The organism is Bacillus sp. SIMBA_005 (assembly GCF_046535585.1).
GTDB classification, from domain to species: domain Bacteria; phylum Bacillota; class Bacilli; order Bacillales; family Bacillaceae; genus Bacillus; species Bacillus pumilus.
The window spans coordinates 216,039-235,855 of the sequence record NZ_JAWRWI010000006.1 but is presented as its reverse complement, the minus strand read 5'-3'; the positions used below and the strand labels follow the sequence as shown (position 1 = coordinate 235,855).

14 protein-coding genes and 1 pseudogene are annotated in these 19,817 nt (G+C 41.8%); 4 read left to right on the top strand and 11 right to left on the bottom strand.

Going from position 1 to position 19,817, the window contains the following annotated elements:
* Positions 1 to 66: 66 nt before the first annotated feature.
* From SB660_RS12135 to SB660_RS12125, 3 genes are read right to left on the bottom strand one after another with little or no spacing between them, the layout of a single operon-like run.
* Positions 67 to 885, bottom strand: a complete 819-nt coding sequence (locus tag SB660_RS12135; protein ID WP_144463014.1) for a YihY/virulence factor BrkB family protein — start codon at positions 883 to 885, stop codon at positions 67 to 69.
* Between the two features lie 18 nt (positions 886 to 903).
* On the bottom strand, positions 904 to 1,236 hold the full coding sequence (locus SB660_RS12130; RefSeq protein WP_058015727.1) for a YtxH domain-containing protein: 333 nt from the start codon (positions 1,234 to 1,236) through the stop codon (positions 904 to 906).
* 20 nt (positions 1,237 to 1,256) lie between these two features.
* Entirely contained in the window at positions 1,257 to 1,727 is a 471-nt protein-coding gene (locus tag SB660_RS12125) for a low molecular weight protein-tyrosine-phosphatase (protein ID WP_058015726.1), read from the bottom strand.
* A gap of 174 nt (positions 1,728 to 1,901) precedes the next feature.
* Between SB660_RS12125 and SB660_RS12120 the strand changes: the two genes are divergently transcribed.
* On the top strand, positions 1,902 to 3,257 hold the full coding sequence (locus SB660_RS12120) for an alanine/glycine:cation symporter family protein (protein ID WP_058015725.1): 1,356 nt from the start codon (positions 1,902 to 1,904) through the stop codon (positions 3,255 to 3,257).
* A 77-nt stretch (positions 3,258 to 3,334) separates the two neighbouring features.
* Positions 3,335 to 3,550 carry a DUF1128 domain-containing protein gene (locus tag SB660_RS12115; RefSeq protein ID WP_003214000.1) on the top strand — a complete coding sequence of 72 codons (216 nt, stop codon included), beginning with the start codon at positions 3,335 to 3,337 and terminating at the stop codon, positions 3,548 to 3,550.
* Between the two features lie 102 nt (positions 3,551 to 3,652).
* On the opposite strand, the gene SB660_RS12110 is transcribed toward SB660_RS12115, so the two are convergent.
* Complete coding sequence (locus SB660_RS12110) at positions 3,653 to 4,171, bottom strand: type 1 glutamine amidotransferase domain-containing protein (protein WP_342498104.1); 519 nt, start codon at positions 4,169 to 4,171, stop codon at positions 3,653 to 3,655.
* A 254-nt stretch (positions 4,172 to 4,425) separates the two neighbouring features.
* Between SB660_RS12110 and SB660_RS12105 the strand changes: the two genes are divergently transcribed.
* The gene (locus tag SB660_RS12105) at positions 4,426 to 8,709 is read left to right on the top strand and encodes a multifunctional 2',3'-cyclic-nucleotide 2'-phosphodiesterase/3'-nucleotidase/5'-nucleotidase (protein ID WP_410582743.1); all 4,284 of its coding nucleotides are present in this window, start codon (positions 4,426 to 4,428) and stop codon (positions 8,707 to 8,709) included.
* A gap of 39 nt (positions 8,710 to 8,748) precedes the next feature.
* On the opposite strand, the pseudogene SB660_RS12100 reads toward SB660_RS12105, so the two are convergent.
* The 7 genes and pseudogenes from SB660_RS12100 to SB660_RS12070 all read right to left on the bottom strand — a co-directional run bounded on the left by SB660_RS12100 (position 8,749) and on the right by SB660_RS12070 (position 17,247).
* Positions 8,749 to 9,183 (bottom strand): annotated as a pseudogene (locus SB660_RS12100) (terpene synthase).
* A gap of 66 nt (positions 9,184 to 9,249) precedes the next feature.
* Positions 9,250 to 9,978: a trehalose operon repressor gene (treR, locus tag SB660_RS12095; protein ID WP_012009259.1), complete on the bottom strand. Its 729-nt coding sequence runs from the start codon at positions 9,976 to 9,978 to the stop codon at positions 9,250 to 9,252.
* 19 nt (positions 9,979 to 9,997) lie between these two features.
* A complete protein-coding gene (gene treC, locus SB660_RS12090) occupies positions 9,998 to 11,698 on the bottom strand; it encodes an alpha,alpha-phosphotrehalase (RefSeq protein ID WP_410582741.1) in 1,701 nt (566 codons plus the stop codon).
* A 15-nt stretch (positions 11,699 to 11,713) separates the two neighbouring features.
* The gene (gene treP / locus SB660_RS12085; RefSeq protein ID WP_003213824.1) at positions 11,714 to 13,150 is read right to left on the bottom strand and encodes a PTS system trehalose-specific EIIBC component; all 1,437 of its coding nucleotides are present in this window, start codon (positions 13,148 to 13,150) and stop codon (positions 11,714 to 11,716) included.
* Between the two features lie 164 nt (positions 13,151 to 13,314).
* On the bottom strand, positions 13,315 to 13,701 hold the full coding sequence (locus SB660_RS12080) for a DnaJ family domain-containing protein (protein WP_058015720.1): 387 nt from the start codon (positions 13,699 to 13,701) through the stop codon (positions 13,315 to 13,317).
* Between the two features lie 131 nt (positions 13,702 to 13,832).
* Positions 13,833 to 15,557 carry a methyl-accepting chemotaxis protein gene (locus SB660_RS12075; RefSeq protein ID WP_410582738.1) on the bottom strand — a complete coding sequence of 575 codons (1,725 nt, stop codon included), beginning with the start codon at positions 15,555 to 15,557 and terminating at the stop codon, positions 13,833 to 13,835.
* Between the two features lie 31 nt (positions 15,558 to 15,588).
* A complete protein-coding gene (locus tag SB660_RS12070; protein ID WP_180309400.1) occupies positions 15,589 to 17,247 on the bottom strand; it encodes a pyridoxal phosphate-dependent decarboxylase family protein in 1,659 nt (552 codons plus the stop codon).
* A gap of 579 nt (positions 17,248 to 17,826) precedes the next feature.
* Here SB660_RS12070 and ltaS point away from each other — a divergent pair.
* Positions 17,827 to 19,806 carry a lipoteichoic acid synthase gene (ltaS, locus tag SB660_RS12065; RefSeq protein ID WP_410582736.1) on the top strand — a complete coding sequence of 660 codons (1,980 nt, stop codon included), beginning with the start codon at positions 17,827 to 17,829 and terminating at the stop codon, positions 19,804 to 19,806.
* Positions 19,807 to 19,817: the final 11 nt, after the last annotated feature.

Genomic DNA, 19,817 nt, shown 5'->3' with positions numbered 1-19,817 from the left:
ATATGTGATTTCCCCCATCCATTCAGTTTGAACTTGATCGTTCTTCTTTAGGATGCCCGGATTTCATTATAGTTTGCCTGGTACGATTTTACGCTTATGTAAAAGCGCATTGAGCTCGCCGCCAAGGATAATCATGATGCCGGTTAAATAAAACCAAATCATTAAAATAATGATTCCCCCAATGCTTCCGTACATCGCACTGTAGTTGGCAAACTCGCCTACGTAAAATGAGAACAGCATGCTCACCAAAATCCATCCAATCGATGCAAAAATGGCGCCTGGCAGAACAAATTTTAATTTCAGCCTGATGTTTGGAGCAAAATAGTATAAGGATGTAAAAACAATCAATAAAATGAGCGGGCTAATGATCCATCTCATCGCAGTCCATACAGTGAGAAAGGCATCTGACTTCCCAACTAATTTAGCGACGAATAAACCAAGTTCTTTGCCAAAGACAGGCAGCATCAGGGCAAAAATAATGGTCAAAACCATCGCAATCGTTAAAATGATCGATGTTAAACGTACGAGAATGAAGGAACGATTCTCCTCAACTTCGTAAGCATGGTTAAATGCTCTAACGACGGCATTAATGCCGTTAGATGCTGACCAAAGCGCGGCAATAATCCCGAACGACAATAACCCGCCGTTCCGATTATTCAGCGTCTGTTCGGCGATGGATTCAATCATCGATAGCGCTCCTTCTGGCGCATAACCAGAAATGACGCTCAGGACATCCTTTGACGTCAGCGGCAAATACCCAACGAGTGTCAGTACGAAGATGAGAAACGGAAATAATGAAAGCAAAAAGAAATAGGCAAGCTCAGCAGATTTTGCCGGTCCTTCATGCAGCAAAAAGCGTTCAATTAACGCTTTAATAAAACCCATACGCCTCATCTCCAATGATCAATCTGTCTGTTTCGATTGAAAGTGATCCTTTGTTTCTTCAATAATTTCTAATACCCTTGGGGTTGTTTCCTTTAACTGATTGACCTGTTCATTTAAAAATGACAAATCATCTGAGACTGTTCGCATCAGCTGCTTCGTTTCTTCCATCTTTTCTTTCATGCAAGCTGATATTCTGCCTGGCTCCTGACGGTACTCATCCAGCTTTTGCTGGCAGTCATTCCATTTGTCTTTGAGTGCAATTCTTGTTGGTCGATGAAATAAAGTCAGCAATGCGCCGCAAGCGGCACCTAAGAGAGCTCCTCGGAGCACGATTTGATTTTTTTCTTCCATCTCGTCTGATCTCCTTTCAGTTAAAGGTGGTTCTCTTTCTTTACATACGTCAAAAAACGGTCAATTCCTGTTTCAATTAATTCATGGACTTCCTCAAAGTTCCCAGTGTAATAAGGATCTGGCACATCATCTCGATCGTCGTCTTCTACAAAATCAAGAAGACGGCCAATAAAGTGATGTTTCCCATAGCCGGCTATACTGCGCAGTGCCCCTACATTTTCAGCATCCATCGCAATGATATAGTCGTATGTTGTGATGTCTTCATCCATGATTTGTCTTGCGGACATTCCTTCATAGCTGATGCCTTTTTCATCAAGCAGCTTTCGCGTTCCTTCATGCGGGGGACTGCCTTGATGCCATCCGCCAATACCTGCTGAATCAATCACAAAGTGCTCGCTAAGCCCCTCATCTTCTACTTTTTTTCTAAACATGGCCTCTGCCATCGGTGACCTGCAAATATTGCCAAGACACACGAATAACACATGAATCATCCTTCATTCTCCTCCTATCTTTTCCCTAAGAGTTCTTTTCGAAAACCTTTTCTCTATCATATCAACTCCCTTTTCTTTTGGAAACTTTGCAAGAAAAGCTCTCATCGCCATTGACAAAATACACAAAAACAGGAGAAACTTTAGGAGAATTACACAAACAAAGGGGGATATTAGATGGGAATAATTGAGCAGTTTGTCACAACGATGAACAATTTTTTGTGGGGGCCTCCCCTGTTGATTTTAATTGTTGGTACTGGAATATACCTCACCTTTCGCGTTCTCTTCATTCAAATTAGATTACTTCCTTATTCTTTAAAGCTCGCTTTTTCAAAACAAGACAAAATGTCAGAAGGAGATATTTCCCATTTCCAAGCATTAATGACGGCTCTCGCTGCAACTGTCGGTACAGGAAATATCGTAGGTGTGGCCTCGGCTGTTATAGCGGGTGGTCCTGGTGCAGTATTCTGGATGTGGTTTGCTGCATTTTTCGGGATGGCCACCAAATTTGCCGAAGCTGTTCTTGCTGTGAAATACAGGGTCAAAAACGAAAAAGGCGAAATGTCTGGCGGACCTATGTATTATTTAGAGCACGGGTTAAAGCAGAAATGGCTAGGGGTGCTATTTGCTGTTTTCGGTGCCAGTGCTGCCTTTGGGATCGGCAACCTGGTACAGTCTAATTCCATCTCAGGCGTTATGAATTCTACTTTTCAAATTCCAACATGGGTAACAGGTATCATTATTACAGCTTTTACAGCACTTGTGATTTTAGGCGGAATTAAAAGCATTGGACGGGTCACATCTATTTTTGTACCGGTCATGGCTTTATTTTACGTCATTTGCGGTCTGATCATTCTTGTTATGAATGCTGACCTTGTTCCAGGCGCAGTCGGTCTTATTTTCTCAGATGCCTTTACCGGTCAAGCCGTGGCAGGTGGTGCAATTGGGACTGTCATTCGCTGGGGTGTGGCACGTGGTGTATTTTCCAATGAAGCAGGTCTGGGGTCAGCACCAATTGCGGCTGCGGCTGCGAAAACGGATATGCCTGCCCGTCAAGCTCTCGTCTCTATGACGCAAGTGTTTATTGATACAATCATTGTTTGTTCTATCACTGGCATTACCATTGTCATGGCAGATATGTATTTAACAGTGAAAAGTGATGCGCTGACCTCGTTATCCTTTGCTCACTTCCTCGGTCCAGCTGGCTCAACCATTGTGGCAATCGGGCTGCTCTTGTTTGCCTATTCCACCATCATTGGCTGGTCCTATTATGGCGAAAAATGCTTTACATATTTGGCGAAGGATTCGTACGTCATGTATTATCGTATCGTGTTTGTGATGGCTGTCTTTTTTGGTGCTGTGTTTAAAAATGACTTCGTCTGGGGTGTGGCAGATATGCTAAATGGACTGATGGCGATTCCAAACTTAATCGGGCTCATCGGTTTATCAGGGGTTGTCGTATTTGAATCCAAACGAATCATTGTTAAGATTAAGCAGGAGAAAAAGGAGAAAAACATCTCTGTGTCATCTTAATAGCCCTTTTATTCTTTTGCATTTCTGTTAAAATAGACATATTATTCGACACATATGCAGGAAAGGACGTGCCGCCCTTGTCAGAGCAAAAAGCGGCTGAAGTCAATCAGCTGATTGAAGACATTTCGCAAAAGTTAAATATGCTGAACATTGGAGTCATCAAAGCAGAGGACTTCAGTCCAGACAAGTACGAAGATATTGAATTTCTTCACCAAATGGTGATGAAAAAATCTTCATTCAGCCCAAGTGAAATGCAAGCCATCGCAAGCGAGCTAAAAAACTTAAGAAAATAATGGTGAAAAAGGAAACTGTTTTTATGGTCTACACGCAGTTTTCTTACATCATGCACACAAAAAGCCAGCACCCCGCAAGGTGCTGGCTTTACAACTGCGATTTTATTTCTCAAGCAGTTTTAATGATTCACGGTTAAAGGCTGGAATGTCATCAGGTGTACGGCTTGTCACAAGCTGATCCTGACAAACGACGACTTCTTCGTCTTTAAATTTAGCGCCTGCGTTTTCCATATCGACTTTGATGGATGTATAGCCAGTCGCGCCTCTTCCTTCAAGCGTCTTCGCTGTAATGAGCAATTGCGGTCCGTGACAGATCGCAAATACTGGTTTTTTCTCATCCATAAATGCTTTAGTGAATTGGACGTAACGATCATCTGCACGCAGAATATCTGGTGAGAAACCGCCAGGAATGAGAAGTGCATCGAAGTCTTCAGGCTTCACGTTGTCAATAGACGCATCCACTCTCACTTCTGCATCTCCTTGCTTCCCTTTCACTGTTTTTCCTTTTTCATTTTCAATGACTGTCAACTCATGACCTGCATCTTTAAAGGCTTTTGCAGGCTCGGTGAATTCAACATCCTCAAAGTAATCTGTTAATACAACTGCAATTTTCTTACCCATGTAGAAACCCTCCTGCTTGATTATCGTTTACACTACACACTATACCCGGGCATGTTGAAATCAAACATCCTATCCCTATCAGAAAACCCCTTATGATAAAAATGAGTATTTAGACTCATTCACATTCCCTTAACAAGGTAATTCGTATGATTTATGTTATCTTTACAATAATCTTCAAAAAATAACTACAAAAGTTAACGAAACATTTCTACAATAGGTATTGTGGTCAAAAAAATTAGAAAGGCGGAGATCAGGTGAAGAAGCAAGCACATAGGTCTAAACGAAGGAAAAACCTGTCTATTCTGCTCACTTCCATTATGATGATTAGTCTCATTCTCCCAGCAGTACCTACTCATGCAGAAACAGAAAACGGCAAAGCCGTAAAGGTCAGTATCTTAGCCACAACCGATGTTCATGCGAACATGATGAATTATGATTATTACAGCGACAAAGAGACAAATGAATTTGGTTTGGCAAAAACAGCCGAGCTCATTGACAAGCACCGCTCACAAAATCCAAATACACTCCTTGTTGATAACGGAGACCTGATTCAAGGAACCCCTCTTGGAGAATACGTTTACAAAAATGAGAAAGACAGCATCATCAATCAAACAAAGGTTCACCCTATTATTCATACACTCAACAAACTAAAATACGATGCAGGAACACTTGGCAATCATGAATTTAACTACGGATTATCCTTCCTTGACGGTACCATTGCGGGCGCCAATTTCCCGATTGTTAATGCGAACGTCAAAAAGCTAAATGGAGAACACCGTTTTACACCTTATGTGATCCAAGATAAAACCTTTAAAGATGCAAGCGGAGCCTCACAAACTGTGAAAGTTGGTTACATAGGATTCGTTCCACCACAAATTATGACGTGGGATAAGAAGCATTTAGATGGACAAGTCCAAGTGCAGGACATCGTCGAATCTGCCAATGAGACCATTCCTGAAATGAAAGAGAAAGGCGCAGATGTCATTGTCGCTCTTGCTCATACAGGAATTGAAAAAACCGCTTCACCTAAAGGATCAGAAAATATGATCTTTGACCTTGCCACGAAAACAAAAGGCATCGATGCCATTGTATCAGGCCACCAGCATGGCACATTCCCAAGCGCTGAATATAACGGCGTCGACAAATTCAATGTCTCAAAAGGAACCATCAACGGCATCCCAGTCGTCATGTCAAAAAACTGGGGCAGCTACCTCGGAGTCATTGATTTAACACTAGAGCCTGATGGAGGCAACTGGAAGGTCACAGACGGAACAGGCAAGATCGAATCTGTTGCCGGAGTATCATCTCAAAACAGCACTGTAAAAGATGCCATTCAAACAACGCATCAAAACACACTTGATTACGTGAGAAAGCCTGTTGGCAAAACAGAAGCAGACATTAACAGCTTTTTCGCTCAAGTGATGGATGACCCTTCGATTCAAATTGTGACAGATGCCCAAAAATGGTATGCACAAGAAAAAATGAAGGACACATCGTATCAAAATTTACCGATTTTATCTGCAGGTGCTCCGTTTAAAGCCGGCGGCCGAAACGGTGTAAACTATTATACAAATATCGCAAAAGGAGATTTAGCGATTAAGAACATCGGCGATCTCTACCTTTACGATAACACTGTGCAGATTGTGAAACTGAAAGGCAGTGAAGTGAAAGACTGGTTAGAAATGTCTGCCGGCCAGTTTAATCAGATCAAACCGAACGATGCAAAGGAACAGCCGATTTTAAACGAGGAATACCGCTCGTATAACTTTGATGTGATTGATGGCGTGACATACCAAGTCGATGTGACGCAGCCTGCTAAATACAGCACAACAGGCACACTTCTCAACGCCAATGCCAACCGCATCAAAAACCTGTCTTACAACGGGAAACCCGTCTCTGACAATCAAGAATTTTTAGTCGTAACAAATAACTATCGTGCTTCTGGCGGCGGAGGCTTCCCTCATTTGACGCAAGATAAAGTAGTGCTTGCCTCAGCAGATGAGAACCGCCAAGTACTGATGGATTATATTATCGAACAAAAAACGATCAACCCAAGTGCAGATCAAAACTGGTCGATTGCACCGATCAAAGGCGCAACCGTCACTTTTGAATCTTCTCTTTTAGCCAAACCGTTTGCTGAGAAATCAAGCAGCGTAGACTTTATTCGTAACGCAAGCACAGATGGTCTTGGTGTGTACAAGCTAGCCTTTAAAGACGATGGCACAACAGAACCGCCTTCATCAGATAACTGGAATTTAACAGTGATGCATACGAACGATACACACGCACACCTTGATGATGCGGCAAGACGCGCAACAAAGATTAAAGAAATCCGTGCTGAAAATAAGAACAATATACTATTAGACGCTGGAGATGTCTTCTCTGGTGACCTGTACTTCACAAAGTGGCAAGGACTTGCCGATCTAAAATTGATGAACTTAATGAAATACGATGCCATGACGTTTGGTAATCATGAATTTGACAAAGGTCCTTCTGTACTCCGTCAATTCCTGACAGGTGATGCATCAGATGTCGATCCGAAAAACCGTCATCAATTTGAAAAGCCTCAATTCCCGGTCGTGTCATCAAACGTGGATGTCTCGAAGGAAAAACAATTGAGTAACTTAATGAAAAAACCAGCCTCATTTAAAGCTGGTGAGAAAAAAGAAGCCGGAATTTACCCTTACATCCTGCTCGATGTAAACGGTGAAAAGGTCGCCGTATTCGGTTTAACGACTGAAGACACAGCCATTACATCCAGCAGCGGCCCTAACATTCAATTTAAAGATGCGTACAAGAAAGCAAAAGAAACAGTCAACACCATTCAAACAAAAGAAAAAATCAATAAAATCATTGCGTTAACACACATTGGCTACAACCGTGATCTTGAGCTCGCTCAAAAAGTAGACGGAATTGATTTAATCATTGGCGGTCACACACACACCCTTGTCGAAAAATTAAAGGTTATCAAGAAAAAAGAACCTACGATCGTCGCTCAAGTCAAAGATTACGGACAATTTTTAGGAAAAGTAGACGTGGCCTTTGACAAAAAAGGTGTCGTCCAGCCAAAAGAATCTTCTTTTGACCTAATCCCGATTGATGACTCTGTCAAAGAAGATGCAGAGGCAAAAGCGATCCTTGATGGATACAAAGCAGATATTCAAGATTTAAAAACAGAAAAAGTCGGCCATACAGATGTCCTTTTAGATGGCCAGCGTGAGCATGTCCGTGCGAAGGAAACGAATCTTGGGAACTTTATTGCTGACGGCATGCTGCAGAAAGCGCAAGAATCTGCTGGAGCTGACCTTGCCATCACAAACGGCGGCGGTATTCGTGGAAGCATCGAAAAAGGTGATATCACTTTAGGTGATATTTTAACAGTGATGCCTTTCGGAAATACCCTTTATGTCGCAGATTTAAAAGGCAGTCAAATTAAAAAAGCACTCGAACAGGGGCTGTCAGGCATTGAGGAAGGCGGAGGCGCATTCCCTCATGTAGCTGGCATTGAATATACGTTTACACTCAGTAAACCAGCTGGCAGCAGACTGATTGATGTGAAACTGAAAGACCAAAAGGGTCAACTGACAGACATTGATGATGAGAAAACATACCGCGTAGCTACAAACGCATTTGTCGGCACAGGCGGCGACGGCTACAGCGTCTTCACAGAAGCCTCTCACGGCGAAGACTTAGGGTATGTCGACTATGAAATCTTCAAAGAGCAAATTGAGAAGGCAGATGGGAAGATTTCGCCTGTCATCGATCACAGGGTGAAAGAAGTGTTCCTTCCTCGCGTGAAAGGAAAAGGCGCTTATGACATTCAAGATGATGAGAAATTCCAAACATATGTGCAGCATACAAACAAAGCATTGCTTTATTTAGACAAAGCAAGCAAAGCGAAAAACGTTCAATTGTCTCTATCAAAAGCACAAGTAGCCGAGCTGAAGAAAAGAGAGCAAGATCCAAACGTCACCATCTATCATGACAAAGTGGGACTCGCATTACCGCTCTCAAATTTGTCCGAGAAAAACGCAGATATATGGATGACAAAAACGGATAAAGTGAAAAACGCATTAACGGATACGTATGATTTCCAAATCAAACAAGACAAGAAAAAGGTTTCGACCTTTAAAGACCCGGTCACACTATCCTTTACACTAGACGAGCCGCAAAAAGCGAAAAAACCTAGTGTGTATTATGTGGATCGCAAGAAAAATCGTTACACCAAAACAAGTAATGGATCATTTGAAAACGGAGTCGTATTAGGTCAAACTGAGCACTTCAGCGAATATACCGTCCTCAACCAAAGCGAGGCAGCTGGAACAACCCCAGATCAAACTGGCGGAGACGGCGGAACAACAGCACCAGGCGGAGGCACAGATCCAAACCAAGATGGAACCGGCCTCCCAGGCGGCACACTGCCGAATACAGCCACAATGATGTATACAGCTGTATTGATTGGCGTACTCATGCTTGCCTCAGGAGGTATCCTATATTACTACCAGCGCAAGCGTACAAGAAAAAATGTTTCATCCTAAAAGAAAAGGACAGAGCCTATGCTCTGTCCTTTTTTCATCTCAATCTTGGGATAAATAAATCCAATTGCGCTTATCAAATTCTTTCACATCATCTGACCCTATATGACGCAGCATTCTATTAAAGAACGTGATGTCATCTTCATCATCGACGGCATATAAATCCTCTTGAACATAATCTCTTATAATAAAATTCGTTAAGTTCGTATGATTTACAAAATCAGCAAAAAAACCTTTTACCATCGTTAAATCCTCTTCACTTAATTTTTCATCATTGATAATGGAAATATGAAAAACATTCAATATCGCTTGTATATCTTCCTCATCCATATAACATAATGGCTATAGCCTTCTGTCTTCTTCCGTAAACGGTTTTCGCGTATCTTCAATGATGACATAACATAAAATCTGCTGATCTTTCATCACGCTGAAAATTTCTAAATCCCGTAATTTTAATGGTCTATTTAATCTCATCATCTTTCCTCCTGAAAATGGTGATCTATTTGTCGTCTACTTTTCCCAAAACCTGAAAAAGGACAGAGCCTATGCTCTGTCCACTTTTTCTCTTCTTGCAAAATCGACGAATCTGAAGCGGTCTAATCGGTGACGGCTTTCAGTGTATTGAAATAAACTTGTATCCTCTAAGAACACGTAATTCTTCACGACGACGACATGGTCAAACCCGTTCAAATCAAGATACTTGGCGTCCTCTTCTGTACATGGCTCTACCACAAATTCCTTTTGGGCATAGCTAATTGATACACCGAGCTCTCCTTCAATATACTCGTAGATGGATCCTTCGCATATGTCTTTCGACAAGACTGACACATGCTTTTGCAAAAAGTAATCCTTGTCTAAAATCACTTCTTCTCCGCTAATATTACGAGATCGAATGACTTCCCAGACATCCTCCTGCCCACTAATTTTCAGCTGAGACTGAATATACTGATCCGGTTTGATTAAACCAAATTCGTGAACCGTCGTAACGGTCTTTCGGCCAAGCGTTTGGGAAAGTTCTTTAAAGCTGACAAGACCTGAGACTGGGAATTGCATTTTCTCTCGATTCAGCAAGACAGAGCCTTTGCCGCGGATTTTTTGGATATAGCCATTTTGCACAAGGATATTTAATGCCTTTCTTACCGTCTCACGGGATGTGTCATACATCAAGGACAGCTCATGCTCTGATGGCAGAATGCCTTTATCCTGCCATTCACCTTGTTCAATTCGTTTTGCGAGCTGATCATAAATCACTCGAAACTTATTCTCTTTCATTTTCCCTCCGCCCCATTTTCTAGCGTTTGGTTAAATGATAAACGATTGACTCATATGGACGCAACGTAAATCCCTTCATATCTGCCGGCACATCCTCATAATTGGATAACAGCACTTGCCCTTCCATCTCATCTACAGCCTGCACAAGCTCATCAGGAAGCGTAAAATCCGTCTCTCCTGCGTAAAAGTGATTGATCACAAGAAGCTTCTCCTCACCGCTTTCTCTCACATAAGCAAAAACCTTCGGGTCATCTGCTAAGAGTAAGGTGAAGCTTCCATATGTGATCACGTCAAGTTCTTTACGCAGCTTGCAAAGGGCTTGATAGTGGTAGAAAATAGACGTCTTGTCTTTTAATGAAGCTTGGACCGAAATGTCGTTATTGGCTGGCTCAATCCATGGTGTTCCTTTTGAGAAACCAGCGTTCTTTTCTGAGGTCCACTGCATCGGTGTTCTCGCATTATCTCTTGATTTGACCTGTAAAATGGCGAGCGCTTCTTCCTTTGATTTTCCTTTTTCAAGCATGGCTTCATACATATTGAGTGATTCAATATCGCGGTAAGACGAGATGTCCTCAAACTGAGGATTCTTCATGCCAATCTCTTCCCCTTGATAAATATATGGCGTCCCTTGCATGAGATGAATGGTGGTCGCCAGCATCTTCGCTGATTGCTGATGGTACGTTTCATCATCACCGTATCTTGAGACGATACGCGGCTGATCATGATTGCACCAGAAGAGCGCATTCCAGCCGCCGCCCTCATGCATTTTCGTCTGCCACTCAGATAGAGTCGACTTCAATTCCTGAAAATCAAATGGTGCGAGGGCCCATTTTTCTCCGTTTGGATAATCGACCTTTAAATGATGGAAATTAAACGTCATATCCAGCTCCTGCCGATCCGGTCTTGTATACCGAATACAGTCTGCGATATTCGTTGAAGACATTTCTCCAACTGTCATGCTGTCATATTTCGAAAAAACCTCTTGGTTCATTTCGTGCAGAAACTCATGAATTCTTGGGCCATCCGTATAATACATTCGGCCGTCTCCTTGTACAGATTGTCCCGCGTCATCTAAAAAGCGTTGATCCTTTGAGATGTTGTTGATGACATCCAGCCTGAATCCATCAATTCCTTTTTCAAACCAAAAATGCATGATGTCGTATACTTGCCTGCGAACCTCATCCTTCTCCCAATTAAGATCCGCTTGGGTGACATCGTATAAATGAAGATAATACTCTCCTGTTTCTTCATCTAGCTCCCATGCTGGACCGCCAAATTTTGACTGCCAATCATTTGGCGGAGATCCGTCCGCTTTAGGCTCCTTCCAAATATAATAATCTCGATAAGGATTATCCTTTGACTCGCGAGATGCTTGAAACCACTCATGGAAAATGGATGTATGATTGACGGCTAAATCCATGATGACTCGTATGCCTCGATCATGGGCTTCCTTCAGCATGTGTTCAAAATCTGCCATTGTGCCGTACATGTCATGGATTTTTGTATAATCACTAATATCATAGCCGTTGTCATGCTGCGGGGACTCATACATTGGCGTGAGCCAAATACAATCCGCCCCAAGCTGTTTGATATAATCGAGCTTTTTTGTCACCCCATTGATATCGCCTGTACCTGAGCCCGTTGTATCTAAAAAGCTCTTCGGATAAATTTGGTAAACCACCGCTTTTTTCCACCACGGTTCGTTTGTTTGTTGTTTCAATTTCATCCACCACCACTAGTTAAGTTCTTGTGAAACATCTTTCTTCTTTTTTAGCTTTGCATACAAAAGGGTTCCGATGAATGGGACGATGAGAACAATGACCATCCCTATCGCAAATGCGCCCCAATATTTCGGGATAATAGAGAAGATTCCTGGAATGCCTCCAACACCAACTGAGCTTGCCAGCACCCCTTGAGAGGCGATAAACATACCAGCTAAACCAGAGCTAATGAGTGCAAAAATAAATGGGAACCGGTAGCGCAAGTTGACGCCAAACATCGCTGGCTCGGTAATTCCTAAGTAAGCGGAAATACTTGATGTGAGCGAGAGACCCTTTTGCTTTTCATCTTTCAATACAAACATCATCGCAAGTGCGGCTGATCCTTGTGCAATATTAGACAGTGCGAGCATTGGCCATAGAAACGTGCCATGCAGTTTTGAATTAATTAATTGAATATCAACAGCGAGGAACGTATGATGCATTCCTGTAATGACTAACGCCGCATACAAACCGCCATATAATAGACCGCCTAGTGCTGCGAACTGCTGGAATACAGCGACAAGTCCAGATGTTAACACGTTACCGATTGCAAATGTAATCGGTCCGATGACGATAAAGGATAAAAAGCCAATGACTAATAACGTAATCGGTGCAACCACTAATAGCTGGATGCTTTCAGGTGTCCGTTTTGTGATAAACAATTCGAGCTTCGCTAATAAATACGAGGCAACGAGTATCGGAAGGACCTGTCCTTGATAGCCTACCTTTTGCACTTCAAGTCCAAACAAATTCCAGACAGGAATCTCACCGGACTTTTCAGCCGCTCCATAGCCCCACGCATTTAATAAATCTGGGTGTACGAGCATGAGTCCAAGGACCATCCCTAAAAGCGGATTTCCCCCAAACCGTTTCACGGCTGACCAGCCGATTAATGCGGGCAGGAATGTGAAGGCAGTGCCTGCAATCAAGTTGATCATATTCGCTAAATCTGCCCATGCCGGATACACATCTACAATCGATTTTTGATCAAAGAAAATATCAGGAGCTGTTAAAATATTATTAATCCCCATTAATAAACCGGCGGTGACAATGGCAGGAAGAATCGGAATAAAAATATCCGCAAGCGTTTTCACAGCACGCTGCAATGGATTTAATTTTTGATCAGAGGCACGCTTCACGTCCTCTTTTGTGGCTTCTCCAATCCCTGTCTGTTTCACCATTTCGGCATATACCCGATTGACGACTCCTTGGCCAATCACCACTTGGTATTGACCGTTCGCTGAGAAAGATCCCTTCACTTCTTCTATTTGTTCAAGTGCTTTCTCATCAACCTTTCCTTCATCCTTCAGTACAAAGCGCAGCCTTGTCACACAATGTGTCGCTTGATCAATATTTTCTTTGCCGCCGATGGCTTTCACAATCTGATCTGCTGCTGCCTGGTAATCAGCCATGCTATCCCCTCCGAGATCGTTTTTTATAAGAAAAAAGAACCAAAAAACTTGTATATACATGTTTGAGTCTTATTTTATATTTGTATATACATGTAGTCAACAACAAAATGTAGCGCTTTCATAAAAAAAGCCCTCTCAATGTGCTCAGGAGAGGCTTCGTGTCATCATCTTTTTTTATGCTCCGTTAATTTTTCGTAGACCCTGTTTTTATAAAAGGAGGAGGCTGGACGGGCAAAAGTTTGGCGCTTAGATGTGAGTTCATCCAGTCGTTTTTGTTTTTCTTCACATATGAGAGAAAGCTTTTTTCTTTCCTCTCCGTCTATACTGGAGTGAAGCAGCTCTTTGACGGTCATGAGTTCTTTTTTCAATGCTGTTTCTTCCCCAGCAAAGCCAGCATTTTTCATCATCCGGTAGCCCATTCTTAGTTCTTCAGGCACATGAGCAGCGTCATCTTTAGGCAGAGGTTTGCCAAAGCCAGATAAACCATCAAAAGCCCCGTTATCCATCGCTTTTTTAATCCGTTCTTCTGATAATCTCTGTGCAAAATCCATGGCGTTCTCCTTTCGTCTGAAACGATTTGATTAAGCATAGCAAAAAAGCTGACTCTCTCACAAGAGTCAGCTTCAGCTACACTGAACATAAGACAAAGGGCTAAAATCAAAATCATTTTAGCCCTTTCTCGTTATTTATTGTCGATTTTGAAAGTAGAAACCATCTGTGCTAAGTCCTCTGACATATCAGATAGCTGTTCAATCGCACTTGAAATTTGCTGCATTCCAGCACTTTGCTGTTCTGTTGCTGCCGCTACTTCTTGAGAGCTGGCTGCATGTTCTTCCGATACAACAGAAATTTGCTCAATCGATGTAGAAATCGTTTGATATGCTTGCTCAACTTGCTTAATAGAAGCAAGCAAATTGTTCGTTCTTCTTGAAAACTGAGACACACCGTCGTAAATCAATGCGAAGTTTTGTGACGTGCCTTCCATTTGCTCACGTCCTTCTTCCACTGCTTTACTGCTTTCCTCTACGCTTTCAAGAACGCGCTGACTGTTTTCCTGTGTACCAATGACGAGGTCTGAAACGGTTTTAGCCGCATCCGCTGATTGCTCAGCTAACTTGCGCACCTCATCTGCCACAACAGCAAACCCTTTTCCTTCTTCTCCAACACGTGCCGCTTCAATTGAAGCATTCAGTGCAAGCAGATTCGTTTGGGCTGAAATGTCCGTAATAATCGAGATGACACTTTCAATCTCCGTTGAATGAGATTGTAATTCTTCTGCTGCCTGCTTTGAGTTGGTCATCTTATCATGTAGCATATTCAGATGATCAAGCACATGGTTGACTAATTTTTGACCAGATTCTGATTGCTCTTGTACGTCAGATGAAACAGATTTCATTTCATCAACTTCTTTGGTGACGCCTTCGATTTGAGTATCGATCTCAGCAACGGATGTCGTACAATCCGTAATATTTGCGACAGAATCATTGATTCCTTCACTCATATTCGTCATAGCTTCTGATACTTGCTGCGCACTTTGACTCGATTCGGTCGTCACCGTACGAAGCTGTGAAGACATTTTCGACACTTCACTAGATGAGTTTGAGATTTTCGAAATGAGCTCTTTAATCCGTCCCTGCATCTTTTGGAAGGATGCGGCAAGCTGGCCGATCTCGTCTTTACTTTCAACCTCTACCATACCAGTTAAATCACCGTCAGCAATTCGGTTCGCTGATTCCATCAATGAACGTGCTGGTTTCGCAATTCTTCTTCCCATAAAGAATGAGAAGAGTAATCCACCGATGAGCACAATGGCAGATGCCACTGTAATGTAGATCGTCAGCTTCTTCGTTGTTTCAGGCACGACAGATGCATCTAAATCAATCCCTAAAATCCCTGTCAGCTCACCGCCTGAATCCTTGATTGGCAAAAAGACTGATTTATGTGTACCAAATGAATCTTTGTAAATATCACTTTTGACCATTTTATCTTCAGAGAGCGCTTGTTTCATCTCATCTGAAAAGACATAATCTTGATCAAAATCATTTTCTTCTCCGGTTAAGATAATTATTCTTTCTTTGCCGCCTTTATTAGAAAGCACATATAAGTTCTCAAGCGTATGATCTTCTTGAAGCTCTGTGAATTTCTTTTTGACCTCCACATAAAGGGGATCATCTTTCCCGCTAACACCAAGGACGTTTCCATCCAGATGATCGATCTCTTTCTTCGCTGTATCAATATCTGTTGTTAATCGATAATCAAATTGCTTTAATAGCTGGGATGATAAATCCTGGCTTACTAGATAAAATGTTAGAACGAATAGTGCAACGGTTGCTAGTAATGTTACGACAACGACTGACATGATTTTAGAGGATATCGTGTATCCTCCAAATTTCCTTTGTTTCGCCATTTTTTCCTACATCTCCACTCTCAGATTTGATTTAAGCATGTACATGTTCAAATTGTCCACAAACAGATGCGATCACATCTTTTAAATAAGATACGATATGTGGGATATGCTCTGGTAACGTATAAGGTGAGATGACAAAAAACTTACTAACACTTAGATAGAATTCTTGTCCTTCTTTTGCATTTACAAGTAAAAACTTCGTTGTATCCCCAAAGAACATTTCGTCTCGTTTCTCTCCAAGCTTTTCAAACAGCATTTTGTTCAATTCATTGTTCCGCTCAATTTCCATTGCCGTCGCTTCGCCTGAAATTTCTTCTTGAAAGCGCGGTGAGCCATCTAGGTAAATTCTAAATAATGTAGCCATTCCGACGTTGTCATCATTCACGACTTCTGCTTGCGGAATTTCTTGACTGAGTGCTTCTCTGAAGGCAAGGTTCACCTCTAAGAATTGACCGAGCAAGCGCTGGTAGCCTTCAATCCCAAACGTTAACAGCACACTCAGCATACTAATTGAGCTTCCCATTCTTGAGCATTCCAGTGTATAACCCGTATGGTATTCGCCGTAGCCTCTATGACCAACGTATGGTGTCTCTTGTTCTTCCAGATCTAAACGCTTTAGGTCTGCTGCGTTTTTCACTAAGAATAAACTAGATGTGTAAGGTGTTTGGCCGAGCTTTTGAAAGTCAAAGCACATCGTGTCAGCAAGAGAAAGATGCTGGAATTTCGCTTTGATTTCTTTTAGCATACGAAGAACACCGTCTGTGAATTGCAGCGGGTTTTCAGCTAGATCATACTCATTAAAGAAAGCAAAGAATCCGCCGAGCGCTGAATCTGCATGAATATGCGGCACCTTTAGACCATACTCCTCAGCAATGGCTTCTGCTGTTTCACGTACCCCTTTTACATCATCAATTGCAATGGCATCTGTTGTTCCGGTTGTTGCGACAATATAAACGGGAATTCCGCCATTTTGTGCAACACGTTCCATTTGACAACGCAAATCTTCCATATCCATCGAATGATCTTTATTCGTCTTAATTCTGATCAAGTTGTCTGTGCCTAGTCCTGTTGCTTCCATTGACTTAAATAAGCTGTAATGTGCCGCATCAGAACAAAACGCATAAAGGTTTTGCGGAACTCCTTTTCGCAGTGACTCCGGCGCAACTTTTGCAATCGCTAAACGCAGTCCTGAGAAAATGGCTCCTTGACCTCCCCATGTTGTATATCCCCCGCTCACACTTGGATCATATCCGATGAGCTTAGACATCATTGAGACCACTCTGACCTCAGCTTCCGCTCCTGCTGGTCCATACACATCCCATAGGTTGTTTCCATTTACCAGCATCGCCGTCAGCATGCCTAGAATTCCTGGTGTACTTGCCATCGGCAAAATGTTCGTGAAGAAATACTTTGTGTGGTAAGGATGGTTATGTAAAAGCTTCAGTAATTCTTCATTCACAAGTTCCGCTTGTTGGCCGTTCACCGGAATTTGACTTGTTTCAGTGAGCTTTTGATAAAAATCCTCCTCACGATTCTTTTCACCCTTTAGGTGAGCACGGTTCGGATCTTTCAGGTGATCGACCCCTGAAACAATCTGCTCCATCAATTTGATGAGTTCTTTACGCTCTGCTGCATTTCCGTCCTCACTCGGAAACCAGTTCTGAACGAGGTTGTTTGCTCGTACAGTCATATACTATCAATCCTTTCAATGGAAGATTTCCTGTCAAAGTCTATATCGACCCCATTTCAAAAGTTTATAGTCTCGAAATGTTCACTTAAGTATATTTAGATAATTTGTTCATTCATCAAAATAAATAAAACCCTTACAAAACACATCAAAACCATTATGTCGATGAAACAAAAAAATATATTGATATATCTCAGAACAGGAAATTTCATCCATGCCTTTCCTCCGTTCTTCTTCTCATTTTTTTTACTTAACCTGCATAAACATTAAGAAACACTGGAAATACTCTCTAAATGATCATTGTAGAAACTAAATTAATTCTTTAGACTCGTGCCATTTTACCTGTTTTATTGATATAGCAACTGGAAAATTGCTGAATTTTCTGTTAATAATAGGATGAATTTCACAAAAAGTTTTTCGAAGAGCGAAAATTTTCGTTTTCTCCCCTTTTATGGCGGGGACGAGCTGCTAGACACTCTTCGCCGGTTATCACTTTTCTATTTGATCATTTCATGGTATATTCTAATGGTTCGTTTTCTTTCGTTCCGCCTCTTCCGTGTATCGGAGAAAAGGAGTGTTTTTATGAAAACATTTATTCAAAAACGAGGCCTCGGCTTCTTTGTTATTGCAGCCATCTTACTTTGGCTCAAAACGTATTCAGCCTATTTAATTGAATTTAAACTTGGTATATCAAATGTGCTTCAGCATATTTTGCTTTTCGTGAATCCTATTAGCTCCAGCTTGTTCTTTCTTGGCTTTGCTTTATTGTTCAAGAAAAAATGGCAGCCTGCCGCTATCATTGTGATTCATTTTTTCATGTCTTTTTTACTATACGCAAACATCGTGTACTATCGATTCTTCAATGACTTTATCACGCTGCCTACCGTGATGCAGGCAGGAACGAATGGCGGACAATTAGGTGATAGTGCATTTTCACTCATGCGTTGGACTGATATGTTTTACTTTATGGATACCATCATTTTGATCGTACTCGCAGTCCGCATGAAAAAGCAGCAAACAAGTACAGCTACTGTACCTGTTCAAAAGTCAAAATCGTTTAGACTCGTCCTTGTGTCCTCTGTTGTCATCTTTGTGATGAATTTAGTCGCTGCAGAGATTGATCGTCCAGAGCTTTTATCAAGATCGTTTGACCGCAATTATTTAGTGAAATATTTAGGTGCTTATAACTTTACTGTGTTTGATGCCATTCAAAATGTGAAATCAAACAGCCAGCGTGCTCTGGCAAATTCAAGTGACGTGACAGATGTAGAGAACTATTTAAAAGCGAACAACGCTGATCCTAACCCGGCTTATTACGGGAAAGCGAAAGGCATGAACGTGATTACGATTTCTCTTGAATCTCTGCAAAACTTTGTCATTGATTACAAAGTAAACGGAAAAGAAGTGACGCCTTTCCTTAATTCATTGGCACACGACAACAAAACGTTTTACTTTGATAACTTCTTCCATCAAACAGGACAAGGAAAGACGTCTGATGCTGAATTTATGATGGATACTGGGCTATTCCCATTATCACAAGGCTCTGTTTTTATTAACAAAGCGCAAAACACGTATCAAGCCATTCCTGGCATCCTGAAGAAGGATCAGTACACGTCAGCAGAATTCCACGGCAATACGAAAACCTTCTGGAACCGTAATGAAATGTTTAAGTCATTTGGATATGACAGATTTTACGATTCTGAGTACTACGATATGAATGAGCAAGATACGAAGAACTATGGGCTGAAAGACAAACCATTCTTCAAAGAATCTATGCCAATGCTTGAAAACTTAAAGCAGCCGTTTTATTCGAAATTCATTACGTTATCGAACCATTTCCCATTTGGAATGGATGAAGGGGATACCGATTTCGAACCTGGCGACTTCGGAGACTCTGTCGTCGACAACTATTTCCAATCGGCTCATTATTTAGATGAAGCCATCGAACAGTTCTTCAACGACCTGAAAAAATCTGGTCTCTATGACAATACAGTCGTCATTATGTACGGAGACCATTACGGCATTTCTGAAAACCACAATGAAGCGATGGAAAAAGTGACAGGACAAAAAATCGGAGATTATGAAAATGCGCAGCTCATGCGTGTACCGCTCTTTATTCATGTACCAGGCGTAAAAGGCGGACAGATTCATAAATACTCTGGTGAAGTCGATGTCGCACCAACCCTTCTGCACCTGCTTGGCGATGATACGAAGAACTATTTAATGTCTGGTTCTGATATCTTATCGAAAAATTTCAAGGAGCTAGTGCCATTTAGAAATGGTGACTTCGTCTCTAAGGATTACACAAAAGTAGGCAATAACTATTACAGCAACAAAACAGGTGAGAAAATCGAGCCGACTGATAAGGCATCACAAGAAAATGAAACGGTGAAAAAGATGCTTGAGACATCTGATAAGATTGTCACCGAAGATTTACTCCGTTTCTACAAGCCTAAAGGCTTTACACCGATTGACCGCAATCAATATGACTATACAAAGAAAGTACAGGATGAAGAAGATTCCTCTTCCGCCAAAGATGAATCCAGCTCTTCATCAAAATAACTTTCTCACTT

What these genes read in the sequence shown, in the direction of transcription:
- SB660_RS12135 (WP_144463014.1), bottom strand. Translation starts at nt 885, where the DNA reads ATGGGTTTTATTAAAGCGTTAATTGAACGCTTTTTGCTGCATGAAGGA.
- SB660_RS12130 (WP_058015727.1), bottom strand. Translation starts at nt 1,236, where the DNA reads ATGGAAGAAAAAAATCAAATCGTGCTCCGAGGAGCTCTCTTAGGTGCC.
- SB660_RS12125 (WP_058015726.1), bottom strand. Translation starts at nt 1,727, where the DNA reads ATGATTCATGTGTTATTCGTGTGTCTTGGCAATATTTGCAGGTCACCG.
- SB660_RS12120 (WP_058015725.1), top strand. Translation starts at nt 1,902, where the DNA reads ATGGGAATAATTGAGCAGTTTGTCACAACGATGAACAATTTTTTGTGG.
- SB660_RS12110 (WP_342498104.1), bottom strand. Translation starts at nt 4,171, where the DNA reads ATGGGTAAGAAAATTGCAGTTGTATTAACAGATTACTTTGAGGATGTT.
- treR (WP_012009259.1), bottom strand. Translation starts at nt 9,978, where the DNA reads ATGAAAGAGAATAAGTTTCGAGTGATTTATGATCAGCTCGCAAAACGA.
- treP (WP_003213824.1), bottom strand. Translation starts at nt 13,150, where the DNA reads ATGGCTGATTACCAGGCAGCAGCAGATCAGATTGTGAAAGCCATCGGC.
- SB660_RS12080 (WP_058015720.1), bottom strand. Translation starts at nt 13,701, where the DNA reads ATGGATTTTGCACAGAGATTATCAGAAGAACGGATTAAAAAAGCGATG.
- SB660_RS12075 (WP_410582738.1), bottom strand. Translation starts at nt 15,557, where the DNA reads ATGGCGAAACAAAGGAAATTTGGAGGATACACGATATCCTCTAAAATC.
- SB660_RS12070 (WP_180309400.1), bottom strand. Translation starts at nt 17,247, where the DNA reads ATGACTGTACGAGCAAACAACCTCGTTCAGAACTGGTTTCCGAGTGAG.
- ltaS (WP_410582736.1), top strand. Translation starts at nt 17,827, where the DNA reads ATGAAAACATTTATTCAAAAACGAGGCCTCGGCTTCTTTGTTATTGCA.